Annotated in this window: 12 protein-coding genes; 3 read left to right on the forward strand and 9 right to left on the reverse strand. The window is 55.7% G+C overall.

What is annotated here, in order from left to right:
- Positions 1-128: 128 nt before the first annotated feature.
- Positions 129-755, forward strand: coding sequence for a helix-turn-helix domain-containing protein (locus tag GOV80_RS05380; protein WP_170771603.1), 627 nt, complete (start codon positions 129-131; stop codon positions 753-755).
- A gap of 22 nt (positions 756-777) precedes the next feature.
- On the opposite strand, the gene GOV80_RS05385 is transcribed toward GOV80_RS05380, so the two are convergent.
- From GOV80_RS05385 to GOV80_RS05400, 4 genes are all read right to left on the reverse strand, one after another.
- On the reverse strand, positions 778-1800 hold the full coding sequence (locus GOV80_RS05385; RefSeq protein ID WP_170771605.1) for an adenylate/guanylate cyclase domain-containing protein: 1023 nt from the start codon (positions 1798-1800) through the stop codon (positions 778-780).
- A gap of 3 nt (positions 1801-1803) precedes the next feature.
- Positions 1804-2163: a group I truncated hemoglobin gene (locus tag GOV80_RS05390; RefSeq protein WP_170783153.1), complete on the reverse strand. Its 360-nt coding sequence runs from the start codon at positions 2161-2163 to the stop codon at positions 1804-1806.
- A gap of 117 nt (positions 2164-2280) precedes the next feature.
- The gene (locus tag GOV80_RS05395; protein ID WP_170783154.1) at positions 2281-3111 is read right to left on the reverse strand and encodes a class I SAM-dependent methyltransferase; all 831 of its coding nucleotides are present in this window, start codon (positions 3109-3111) and stop codon (positions 2281-2283) included.
- Positions 3112-3150: 39 nt separating this feature from the next.
- On the reverse strand, positions 3151-3990 hold the full coding sequence (locus tag GOV80_RS05400) for an alpha/beta fold hydrolase (RefSeq protein WP_170783155.1): 840 nt from the start codon (positions 3988-3990) through the stop codon (positions 3151-3153).
- A 253-nt stretch (positions 3991-4243) separates the two neighbouring features.
- Here GOV80_RS05400 and GOV80_RS05405 point away from each other — a divergent pair, with 253 nt between their 5' ends.
- Positions 4244-6481 (forward strand): hybrid sensor histidine kinase/response regulator, encoded by a 2238-nt coding sequence (locus GOV80_RS05405; RefSeq protein WP_237215662.1) that lies wholly within the window; start codon positions 4244-4246, stop codon positions 6479-6481.
- A complete protein-coding gene (locus tag GOV80_RS05410) occupies positions 6474-7187 on the forward strand; it encodes a response regulator (RefSeq protein ID WP_170783157.1) in 714 nt (237 codons plus the stop codon). Before GOV80_RS05405 ends, GOV80_RS05410 begins: the two co-directional genes overlap by 8 nt.
- Positions 7188-7293: 106 nt before the next feature.
- Here the strand turns inward: GOV80_RS05410 and GOV80_RS05415 are convergent, their stop codons facing one another.
- The 5 genes from GOV80_RS05415 to GOV80_RS05435 form a co-directional block, all read right to left on the reverse strand.
- Positions 7294-8415 (reverse strand): Gfo/Idh/MocA family protein, encoded by a 1122-nt coding sequence (locus GOV80_RS05415; protein WP_170783158.1) that lies wholly within the window; start codon positions 8413-8415, stop codon positions 7294-7296.
- A complete protein-coding gene (locus GOV80_RS05420) occupies positions 8412-9473 on the reverse strand; it encodes a sugar phosphate isomerase/epimerase family protein (RefSeq protein WP_170783159.1) in 1062 nt (353 codons plus the stop codon). The genes GOV80_RS05415 and GOV80_RS05420 overlap by 4 nt, the downstream gene beginning before the upstream one ends.
- Positions 9474-9535: 62 nt before the next feature.
- Positions 9536-10660, reverse strand: a complete 1125-nt coding sequence (locus tag GOV80_RS05425; protein WP_170783160.1) for a substrate-binding domain-containing protein — start codon at positions 10658-10660, stop codon at positions 9536-9538.
- A gap of 32 nt (positions 10661-10692) precedes the next feature.
- Complete coding sequence (locus GOV80_RS05430) at positions 10693-11646, reverse strand: ABC transporter permease (protein WP_170783161.1); 954 nt, start codon at positions 11644-11646, stop codon at positions 10693-10695.
- Positions 11643-12581 carry an ABC transporter permease gene (locus tag GOV80_RS05435; protein ID WP_237215664.1) on the reverse strand — a complete coding sequence of 313 codons (939 nt, stop codon included), beginning with the start codon at positions 12579-12581 and terminating at the stop codon, positions 11643-11645. The genes GOV80_RS05430 and GOV80_RS05435 overlap by 4 nt, the downstream gene beginning before the upstream one ends.
- Positions 12582-12584 lie beyond the last annotated feature (3 nt).

Consider the following 12584-nt stretch of genomic DNA (forward strand, 5'->3'; position numbering starts at 1 on the left):
TCGAATCCCATGTAAGAGATTTTGTTTCCTATAGTGGAATTTTATCTCTTAAAGCAACATTATTCTCAAAATTGTGAAGTTGTGCAGCTTGGGAAAACCGGCTAATCTTTGAAAAACAAGGAGAATACATGTCTGAAGATACCCCCGGCGATGTTTCCAATGCGGAAGAACATGACGATGGGGCGGCACTGGGCCGGTCCATTCGGGACGCGCGGCGTGCAAAAGGCTGGACTCTGGAAGAGGCCGGGCGGGCGGCGGGAATCGGGCGCTCGACACTCTCGAAGATCGAAAACAACCAGACCCGCCCCAGCTTTGACATCGTTCGACGGCTGACTCAGGCGCTGGATATGAGCACGCCGCAGTTATTCCTGCAATCGGGTCAAACAGGCATTTCGGGTCGGCGCGACTTCACCCCCAAAGGGCAGGGCGAAACACGGGACACCCCCACATATCTGCACGAGCTATTGTGCCCTGAACTAACCAGCAAACGGATGCTGCCCTATATCGCCACGATCAAGGCCCGCGATGTCTCAGAGTTCGAGAACTGGATCAGACATAGCGGAGAAGAGTTCATGTACGTCATCAGTGGCGAATTGATCTTTGTGTCCGAACATTACCGCCCGCTTCCAATGAAAGCCGGAGACTCGCTTTACTACGACAGTGGAATGGGGCACGGCTGCATCTCGACCAGCAAGGAAGATGCAAAGGTGCTTTGGGTGTCTTTGGAAGGCTCTGCCGCGCAAAATCTCAGATGACGGCGACACAGCCAAAACGCATTCAATCCCTGTCCGTCAGGCGCCAGATTTCCTGCTGTTCAAAGCCACGAACGGATTTCAGGCCAACACTTTCAATGTCGAACTGATCTTTCAACACCTCGGCGACTTCGTCCTGAACGGTGATTTGCATCGGTTCCGAAAACTCTTGCAAGCGTGAGGCCAGGTTCACCGCCGGTCCAAAAATATCGTAGACATATTTCTGGATACCCACGACCGAGCCCACAACCGAACCCGAGGCCAGCCCGATCCGACAGCGCCACTGGTGCGGATGGCTCAGGTTGCGGCGGGTCAGATAGCGGACGAAACGAATGGCCGTATTGGCGATTGCCTTTGCGTGATCCGGCGTCGGATCCGGCAAACCTGCAACCGTGATATAGGCGTCGCCGATGGTCTTGATACGCTCGCAACCGAATTGCTCACCGATCCGGTCAAAGGCGCTGTAGATGTCGTTCAACTCGGTGACCGTCACGCTGGGGTCCTGCGAAGCTACCATCTCGGTGAAACCAACGAAATCCAGCATCAGGACGGACACTGGATCGTAAAGCTGCGGCGTCACGACCCCAAAGGTCTTGTATTCCTCGTAGACAGACCGCGGCATCAGGTTCAGCAACAGCTTTTCAACCTGTTCCTTTTCTCGTTTCAGCTCACGCGTATTGCGCTCAACCATCATCGAGTAGGAATCGATCATGGACTCCAGCTCTTTGATGCGGGTGATGTTCTGACAGACAAGAACCAGCACATCATCATGTGCGACTGTAAAGTCCAGCGCGATCACCAATGTCCGGCGCTTCTTCTTGAAACTGATTTCCGAGGTGTAGCGTCCGGATTCAAACAAGCTCTTGCGAACCGTCTCAATCTCCAGATCGGGGAATAGCTGCTGCAAATGCGACGATTGAGTTTCGGTATTGAACCAATCCTCAAACGTATCGTTGCGGAAACCGAACCGAAGTGTTTCGCGATCCAAAAGCGCAACACCCACACCGATGGCACGCAGCAACTGTTCATTGATGGCTTCGATAGTCATGGTTTACCTAACAATCAGAGGACGACGTTTCCCGAATTCTGCCAGGACAACAGCGATATCGTCCTGCGCCACGTTGTGTTTTTGAAGCGCGCCTTGCAACACGGTTTCCAGCTCATCGAAATGAGCATTCGTGATCTCAAGATGTGAATGCAACTGACGCAGTTGTTTGTCTGTATAAGAAGCCGGGCCACCCAACAAAGATGCGACAAATTTGGTTTGATGGTCCACCATTTTCGTCATGTCCACATGATCAAAGAACGGGCCGACCTCATCGTTGTCCAACAGAGTGTCGTAAAAGGAAATCACGATTTTGCTGATTTTTGAAAACCCGCCGTATTTCTCATAAAGTGTGCGCTCAACCATTTAAACAAATCCCTATCTGAAAATTACTCTTCACCCGTATACCCTGATATGCTCATGCGCATTTCTCCAACGTTCCTGAAAAGATGCGTTGAAACGTTGGAGAAATGCTGTTTGAAATCAGCGTCGTACCGCGATGATCTCGGCGTATTCCGACGCGATGCACAACGTGTCATTTGTTGACACATCGAATTCCCGGATCAATGCCATGATATCGTCGCGCAAAGCGGCTTGCCCTAACGTATCCAGTGCCTCGAACGCTTTCTGCATCGGGCCGTAGAACGTGCGGAAGTATTCCAGAAAATGCTCGGCCGATCTGTAGCGGAACATAAAGGTTTTGCGCCGGAAAGACGTGATTTCGCACTTGCCTCCAAACGTCTCTTGAACCCAGGTTTCACTGCCCCATTGCGCCGGAGAGTTCACACCCGCAGGCGGTGGCACATGCTTCCCAATGGTTTTGAACAACTGTCCGATGAAACTGTCCGGTGTCCAGTTTGCCATACCGATCTTGCCACTCGGACGAACCATGCGCTGAAGCTCGGCCGCGGATTGCTGCTGATTGGGCGTGAACATCACACCAAAGGTTGAAACCACCGCATCAAAAGTCTGATCCCCGAAAGGCAGGTTCTCGGCGTCGGCAACTTTGTAGGTCACAAACAGACCTTCGGCTTTGGCGCGCTGGCTACTGGCCTGCAGCAGAGTTTCAACATAGTCGGTCGACGTGACATCGCAAAACCGCCGGGCGAACGCCAGGGTGGCATTGCCATTCCCGGCCGCGACATCCAGAATTTTGGCACCTGGCGTCATAGCCATCGCCTCGGCAAGCTCTTCTCCGGTGATCTGCAGGGTCACGCCCACTTTGCTGTAGTCGCCAGACCCCCAGGCAACGTTCTGTTTGGCTTTAATAGCCGTAAAGTCCGGGGTGGCCGTGGTAGATGTTTGAACATTCATGATCTCAATCCTTCTTGCTGAATGCTGAATTTATGTGGTTCAGGCGGCTTTCCCGCTTGGCCAGCTGATGTTCACGGCGGGCCGCTCGGCGCTGGCCACGTGTTCAATGATCCGCGAGTTGACCCATTCCGGCTGGAAGATCGGAGCCATGTGCCCCAGCTCGGGCAACAGCGCCATCCGCGCATTGGGCAGCGCCTGCGCGATTTCCACTGCCGCGTGCTGCGCAATCTGCGGTGATTCCAGCCCGGTCATGACCAGAGTCGGCATTTCAAGCCTGGACAGTTCGGACAGATCCCAGTCTTCGGCGAAACCATTTTCGAAATCGCGCAGGACCGAGGGCACCATCGCGGCTAAGCGATCTTTGGCCTGTTCGGGCAGCGCCTCCCAAAATCCATCTTCATTCCAGAAGTTCAGGAAGTGCTGCATCGCACTGGCGGGATCACCCGTGGATACCGCAGTCGAGACCGTCGCCGACACGTGCTGAATGTCGCGAAACAGCACTTGGCTCAGGTCATTCCCTTGAGCAAGGAAATGAAATATTGCCGGCTCGTAGAGCGTCAGGCTTTTCACCAGGTCAGGGCGCAGCAGAGCGATCTTGATCGCGATGCCGCCACCGTTGGAATGACCGACCAGATGCACGGGGCGTCCCAGTGCTTCGATCTCGCGCAGAACAGGTGCTGCCGAAATTGCCGCGCCAGTCTGGGACATGTCAGGTTCAATGGGATCGAGCCCGTAGCCGGGCAAATCAAAGGCATGGAGAGAAAACCGCCCCGCCAGATCCTTTGCCAACTGACCCCATTGGCCACCATTTGATGCCGAGGAATGCAACGCGACAATCGGTGCGTTGGTTGTTTCGGTAGTGATAAAAGAAATACTCATCATTCTGACCCAATTACAATTTTGATGGATCAAAACTGGGCGTTTTATGTTTCAATGTGATTTCTGAAATCAGCGGTTCGTGTTTCAGTTGTTGCTCTGTGAAGCCGTTCACACAACGCGCTATCCGGTTCCAAACACGCCATGTTTTCGAACGTCAGTGGCAGGAAAATGCACGCCTTGAAACAATTGAAACACAGCAGGCCGATTTTGAAATGGCACTGAAACACTGATATTCTAGACATTCGGAATGAACATGGACTCGTCAACTGATCTTGAAGAAATCGAAAAGGCGCGGGATCTTCTGCGCGACGCGATCGAGTCCTTGAAAGAGGGGTTTGCCCTCTATGACGACGATCGTCGTCTGGTAATGTTCAACCAACGTTATGCCGAAATGAACAAAGGGGTTGGCGACCTGCTGGAGCCGGGCCTCGACTGGGAAATCCTGATGCGCGAAACGGCACGGCGCGGCATCTACGCCGACGCCGTCGGCAATGAACAGCAATGGGTCTCGGACCGGCTGGCCAATGGTATCGATTTCATTCAGGACTTTGAGCTTCTTGAAACGGATGGGCGGACGTTTCTGGTCTCTGTTCATCCAACGAAGTTCGGCGGTTTCGTCGTCACGCGCGAGGATATCACTGAACGAAAGCAGGCTGAGGTTGAAGAGCGCGATGGGGACCTGCTGATCCGAAAGGTGCTGGATGCCAGTTCTGCCGTTGTCACAATGGCGCGCATTGGCGATGGACAGATCCTCTATCGCTCGCCAGCGGCGTTGCAGTTGTTCGGCCCTTCGAAGTCCGCGCGCGAGCATTATCTGAACCCGGAAGAACGCGCAGATTTCATCACTCTGCTTTTGGCCGATGGCCGGGTCGAAGATTACAAGCTGGATCTGGTGAACGCCGCGGGCGCGACGTTTCCGGCGTCAATCTCTTCGCAGCTGATCGACTACAAAGGCGAAGAAGTCATAGTCACCAGCATCATCGACCTGACCGTGCAAAAAGAAGCCGATGCGCTGATCCGACAGGTCATGGAGGCCTACCCTGCCGCGATCAACATGACTCATGCAGAAACGGGCAAGGTCCTGTTTGCCACGCCCGAGATCAAAGCACTGTTTGGCGACACCGAAAGCTCCAAATCCTACTATGCCGACCCGGCCGAGCGCGAGCGATACTTGAACGACCTGCGAAAAGAAGGGGCGCTGAAAGATCGGCGGATGGAGTTCGTTGACGCGCGTGGGCGTAAATTCTGGGCCGCGGATTCGTCTCGCCTTATCGAATTCAATGGCGAGGAGGTCATCGTTTCGAATACGCGTGACCTTACAGACGAATTGGCCATCGAAGCCGAACTCACAAAACAGCGCGAGATGCTATTCCAGAATGAAAAGATGTCGGCCCTGGGAGAGCTGCTTGCCGGTGTCGCCCATGAGCTTAACAATCCGCTGTCGGTGGTTGTGGGTCATTCGCTGATGTTGAAGGAAGAGATAACAGATCCGGACCTGACAGTCAGAATTGAAAAGATCGGCAACGCCGCGGAACGCTGCGCCAAGATCGTCAAGACATTTCTTGCGATGGCACGGCAGAAACCCAGCAAGATCGAACCTGTCGATGTGCTCACTTTGATCGAAACTGCTGCCGATGTGGCGGGCTATGGCAGCACCTCGGGTGAGATCAATATTTCTCGCGTTGTTCCGCAGGATATGCCACCCATTGCAGGGGACGCTGATCAAATCACGCAGGTTATCATCAACCTGATTATCAACGCGGAACAGGCGATGACATCTTCGGGTGTCGGCGATCGTATCACGTTGTCTGCCGAAACCCGAGCAGACACTAACATGATCGAAATCACGGTCGAGGATAACGGCCCCGGCATCCCCAAAACCATAGCACCGCGGATATTCGAGCCCTTCTTCACCACCAAGGAGGTCGGCGATGGCACAGGCATCGGCCTGGCCTTTTGTCACCGCATAATACTGTCCCATGGTGGTCAGATCAGGCTGGAGCAAACTGGAGGCACTGGCACGTGTTTCCGAATTACCCTGCCAATCGCCTCTGACGAAAGCACCTGTTCGGATGACACAAAAGACTCCATTCCAGCCGCATCCAGGCATAGGGCCTTAGTAGTGGATGACGAGATCGAAGTCGGGGAATTGAATGCCGAGATCCTGCGACGGGAAGGGTTCGAGGTAGACTTCGTGTCCTCGGGTGAAGAGGCGCTGAACCGGCTGCAGATATCGTCATACGATATCTTTCTAAGCGATCTGAACATGCCGGGTGTCGATGGTCGTAAGATTTTTGAAGCGTTGAGAACGCGCTTCCCCAAGATGCTGAAGAAAACCGCCTATATCACCGGTGACACGATGGGCGAAAGCTCTTTGGGTTTACTGAAGGAATCCGGCCTTCCCTACCTTGAAAAACCCGTATCACCCTCGGAACTCCGGACACTTGTCGGGCAGTTGCTTGCAGACCAGAAGGACTTGTCAGATGAATAGTCAGCAATGCCACATTCTGGTGTGCGACGATGAAATCGACGTGCGTGAGATGTTGCAGGAATATCTGGGCAAACGCGGGTATCAGGTCTCAACTGCCTCTGGCGGCGAAGAACTGCGCGCGATTGTTGCAGATGTGCCGGTCGACCTGATGATTATGGATATCAACATGCCCAAAGAGGACGGCTTGTCCATCCTCAGATCTCTGCGACCAGAAAACACGACGCCGATCATCATGCTGACGGCAGCGGGCGACGTTGTAGACCGGATTATCGGGCTTGAGATGGGCGCAGATGACTATCTAGGAAAACCGGTCGATCTTCGCGAACTTGAAGCCCGGATCAAGGCCATTTTACGCCGCGAAGCCCTGACTGACAGACCCGCGGCGGGTTCGACTGACGCCGAACAGGCCGCATTCGGACATTATGTACTGGATAAAGAGGCCGCCAAACTTCTGGCCGAAGATGGGTCAGAAGTTCAGTTGACGGCCATGGAATACAGGTTGCTCAAGGTTTTTGCGGAAAACAAAGGGCGTGTTCTGAACCGTGACCAACTACTTGAACATGCGCATGATCGGTCCTGGGACCCGTTTGATCGCAGTATCGACATCCGTATTTCCAGGTTGCGCCGAAAACTGGAGACAAACCCCGAAAAGCCCCAGATCATCCGGACCGTACGCGGGATCGGGTATGTCTATGATCCCAAATAGACTGCGCAGATTTTGACAAAACCTACGGCGAAACCACAGACAACCTTGGAGTCCAAGCGTCTGGCGGGTCACTGCCGTCATTAGGTTCGGCGCAAGCTCAGTTACCTTACTGGATTGAGACCGGCTGCCACACGCCATCACTATCGGACGATTTGAATGCAGCCGAGATGAATGCCATCCCCAGCAAACCATCACTCAGCTCAGGCAATAGATCTTGGCGATCTTGATCTTTTCGGATCAGCGCCGCTGCGTCCTTGTAAATCGTCGCAAACCCTTCCAGGTAGCCTTCAGGGTGACCGGGCGGAATGCGGGTGGCCGCGCGCGCGGTTTCTGATGTTGCCGCCGACCCTCGGGTCAGAACCTGAGTTGGTTCACCAAAGCGGCTAAAGTACAGATGGTTGGGGTGTTCCTGCGACCATTCCAACCCGCCCCTGTCGCCATAGACCCGAAGTCGCAGCCCGTTTTCATTTCCCACAGCCACCTGACTGGCCCACAGCATGCCTCGCACACCATTGCCATAGCGCAGAAGGATATGGGCGTTGTCGTCCACTTGCCTGCCCGGCACCATGCTTGAAAGGTCCGCCGCCAGATGTGAGGGCACTTCACCCGTCACGAAATGCGCCAGATTGAAAGCGTGTGTGCCGATATCGCCGATCGCCCCAGCACCCGACCGTGCAGGGTCCGTGCGCCAGTCGGCCTGTTTGTTGTCGGCATCCGCCGGTTCGGTCAGCCAGTCCTGCGCGTATTCGACTTGCACCAGCCGCAACTTACCCAACTCACCCGCCTGCACCATCTCACGTGCCTGCCGGATCATCGGATAGCCGGTGTAATTGTGCGTCAGGATGAAATGGGCGGATGACGCCTCGGCTGCGGCCTTGATGCGCGCGGCATCCTCAGCCGTGGCGGAAAGAGGTTTGTCGCAAATGACGTGGATCCCCGCTTCAAGAAACGCAATCGCCGGATCGGCATGCATATGGTTGGGCGTCACAATCGCTACGGCGTCGATACCGTCGTCGCGCGCTGCCTCGGCCTGTGCCATCTGACGAAAATCTGCATAACTCCGATCAAGCCCCAGCTCTTGCGCCGAGGCCGCCGCGCGCTGCGGGTCGGAAGACAGCGCACCGGCCACCAGCTGCCACTGCCCATCCAGCCGGGCGGCAATTCGGTGTACGGCTCCGATAAAGGCGCCTTTTCCGCCGCCGACCATGCCCAGTTTCAATGGTGTCATTGGCCCAACCCCAGCATGGATCGGATCATGGCCTGATCTACTTCGCCGCCTGCGAAATCGTCAAAGGCCTTGTCCGTGGTTTCAATGATATGACGCGCGATGAAGGGCGCGCCCTCGGCAGCGCCCTGCTCGGGCGATTTTAGACAGCATTCCCATTCCAGAACAGCCCAGCTGTCATATCCATATTGCGTCAGCTTCGAGAAAATCGCCCCAAAATCTACCTGCCCGTCGCCAAGGCTGCGGAACCGCCCCGCCCGGTTGGTCCAGCTTTGATAACCGGAATAGACACCTTGGCGACCGGTCGGGTTGAACTCGGCATCCTTGACGTGGAAAGCACAGATGCGCTCGTGATAGAGGTCGATGAACTCTAGATAGTCCATCTGCTGCAACAGGAAATGCGAGGGATCGTAGTTGATCTGGCAGGCCTCGTGCCCGTTCACCGCATCCAGAAACATCTCGAAGGTGGCTCCGTCGAAGACGTCCTCGCCAGGGTGAATTTCAAATCCGATGGCAACGCCCTGTTCTGCATAGGCGTCAAAGATCGGACGCCAGCGACGGGCAAGCTCGGAAAAGGCTTCTTCAATTAGACCTTGGGGGCGCTGCGGCCAGGGGTAAAGATAGGGAAAGGCCAGTGATCCGGTAAAACTTACCGTTGTGTCCAGCCCCAAGCGCCGGGCCGCAATGGCAGCTTTCTTCACCTGGTCCACAGCCCAATCCTGCCGCGCTTTTGGGTCGCCGTGCATGTTTTGGGGCGCGAAGGCGTCGAAAGCTGGATCATAAGCCGGGTGAACGGCAACCAGCTGGCCTTGCAAATGGGTCGACAGTTCACTTATCTCAACCCCTGCGTCGCGGCAGGTGCCAAGTATTTCGTCGCAATAGGTCTGACTGTCCGCCGCCTTGTCCAAGTCGAACAGCCGCCCATCAAAGGTCGGGATCTGCACTGCCTTGTACCCCAGACCGGCCGCCCATTCCGCAATCGACCCCAGCGAATTAAACGGCGCGGCATCATCCGCAAACTGCGCAAGAAACAGTCCTGGCCCTTTGATTGCACCCGACATCACAGACTCCCTTTCAAATTCCGAATACCGGGGCCTCAAGCAGCCCCGGTGAATTCACACAGTTATTTGCCACCCCAGCGTTCAGGGTAGCCGGGCATGTCTTCACACCCGCAGGCTGCGTAGTGCAGCGGAGGCATGGAGGGGTTCACGAAATCGCCGAGATTGTCGCTGGTGATCGCCGGTTGTGGCAGGTTCCATTCCGGCCCAGGAATGGCCTCGCCATCCAAAACTTTTAGAGCTGCCAGGATAGGCGTGCGCCACTGATAAGTCGGGTAGGTCGGAGCAATGGTGTTCAGGCCAATCTCCTGCCATTTCTGTAGGAAATCCTGCTGATCCTCGCCGGTTACGATCGGAACCTCCAAGCCCATATCTTCGAAGGCTTCGATAGCGGCGACTGAAGTGGCACCCGCGTCCATCCAAACTGCGCCCAATTGGGTTCCGCGCTGGATATAATCCTCGACAATCGCCTTGGTCTTGGCACGGTCGCCATCGGTGAACTCGGCCCCTACGATATTTAACCCAGCCTCTTCCATGATGCGCTTGGCCGCCGAATAGCGGGTTTCCAGCACATCCACGCCGGGCAGGATGCGCAACATCAGCACGTCCGAGCCTTCGGGTGCGTTGGCGGCGATGAACTCGCCCGATTGAATGCCGAAACCATACCCGCCGACCGGTTTGATAAACGTCACGGGACAATCCGTGTTTACGCCGCGGTCAAACACGATGACCGGCAATTGCGCGCAGGCTTTTTCCACAGCGGGGGTCAGGGCTGCTGTCGTGTTGGGGGACACGATCAAGGCGTCACAAGTTCCGCCAGCCAGCAAATCTTCGATATCGGCGATCTGTTTGTCATCCGAGCCTTCCGCATCGGTCACAACGAAGTCCGCAATGTTGTCGTGCCGCTCGACCTCGGCCTGCATTGTATTCCAACCAACTACGCGCCAAGGATTGTTGACGCCCGCGTTCGAAAAACAAATCGTATGAGGGCCGTCTTTCTTGTACGCCGACGTATCAGCCATCACGTCGCCATAGTACTGCAACCAGGGTGTTTCAGCATCGCCGTTGGCGGCAGCCCCCAGCATGTCCTTTTGTTTGGCGAACTCCACCGGGTCATCGAAATTCTGTGCTTGCGCGGGAAGCGCTACCACCAAAGCCGCCAAGGCTGTCGCTGTAAACTTGTTGATCATTTTGTTTTCCTCCTCTGAAAAGTTTCGGGCGCCTATCCCCCTGATCGGCGTCGTCGGTATCCGGCGATCACCACCGCCGAGATCAAAATCAGACCCTGAACCACGTCCCGGATCGGCTTTGGGAAGCCCAGAATGTTGAGCAGCGTGAACATCGCCTGCAATACCAGCGCACCTGCGATCGTTGCCCCGACAGTGCCGCGCCCGCCTAGCAATTGCGCACCGCCGATCACAGCAGCGGTAATGGCCTGCAGCTCCAGCCCGACACCCACATCTGTGGACACCCCCGCAAAGCCGCCAAGAAGGATCCCGGCGATAACAGCCGAGACCGAAGATACGACAAAAGCGATGATCCTGGTCTCGGTAAGCGGGACGCCCGCCAGCAATGCAGCCTTTGGGTTGTCGCCCATCGCAATCAGACGCTTGCCGTAATTGGTGCGATGCATCAGCCACCACATACCGGCACAGACAATGACCATAACGATGACCGCCACCGGAAGAATCTTGATCAGCGGCACATCCTTGATCAAATACCGGCCGAAGAACCTAAAGTTCTCTGGCAGATAACCGCGAGGAGCCCCACCTGACCATGTCAGAGCGACACCGCTGAGCGTGATCATCATCCCCAGAGTAGCGATTATCGATGGCACTTTGAGCCACGACACCACGAGCGCGTTCGCCGTTCCGACAATCACACCTACACCCAGCATGACCAGGACAACCCACCACGTCGCGCTAGCGTCGCCATCCAGCAGAATAGAACTGCCGATCACGGTCAAAGTTACCAACGCCCCTGCCGACAGGTCGAATCCGCCCGAATTGATGACGTACAATTGCCCAACGGCCAAAATTGCGATCGGAGCGGCCCGTTTGAGAAAATTCATATACCCGGTAGGCTGCAGGAAATACGGCGACAGGATCGCAATCGCCACAAACAAAAGTGCCAGTACCAGAAAGACGGGATTGATCTGCTTTAGCCGTTCGATCACGCCTCGATCCTCCGGCTCCGCACTGCATAGACGGCAACAGCCGCCACAATGATGATCCCGCGCAGGATCTGTTTCGCGAAGGCATCGACACCGGCAATGTTGAAAATCGAGTCGATCAGCGAGAAAATCATCACCCCCATCAGGGTGCCCCAAACACCTCCGCGCCCACCTGAAAGCGCCGTGCCGCCGATCACCACCACAGCGATGGACTCCAGATCATATACCCCGTCCCGCCCAATCCACGGCGCGCCCGAACGCAACCGACTGGCCAGATACAACCCCGCAATGGTGGCGCAGACCGAGCAGATCACATGCGCCATGATGACCACGCGGGTTGTCCGCATACCCGCCAATTTGGCGGCGTCCGGATTGCCTCCAACTGAATAGATATTCGACCCGGCGCGGGTAAAGCGCAGAAACACCCAAGCGGCCACGGTCAGCGCGATCAGAAAGATCAGACTGATCGAAATTCCCCCGACTTGCCCATAGGCAAAAACCTGGAACTCTTCTGGCACCTCGCCGGCAAAATTGTTGAACGTGGCGCTCAGAAGGCCCTGCAGGACGAGCGCCATGCCAAGAGTAGCGATCAGTGGGTTGACTTCGAACTGGGTGATTATTAGCCCGTTGATCAACCCGACCACAACACCCACAGCCAAAACGGCGGCAATCGCTGGCAGCATCATCGAAGGATCGCCCGACATGATTGACGACGCCAGAACGGCAGATACCGAGATTAAGTTCGCGACACTCAGATCAATTGACGCGATCAATATGGCAAAGGTCTGGCCCACTGCCGTGATCCCAAGGGCAATCGAGCGCCCCAACAGACCAAGAAGGTTTTCAACCGTCAGGAATTGTGTCTGGCCTGTCAGCACGGCCACGATGACATAGACGGCGATCGCAGCCATCAGCAGCAAGAACGGCGCAAAAGCCATGAG

It is taken from the genome of Ruegeria lacuscaerulensis, from assembly GCF_013034685.1.
Taxonomy (GTDB): Bacteria; Pseudomonadota; Alphaproteobacteria; order Rhodobacterales; family Rhodobacteraceae; genus Ruegeria; species Ruegeria lacuscaerulensis_B.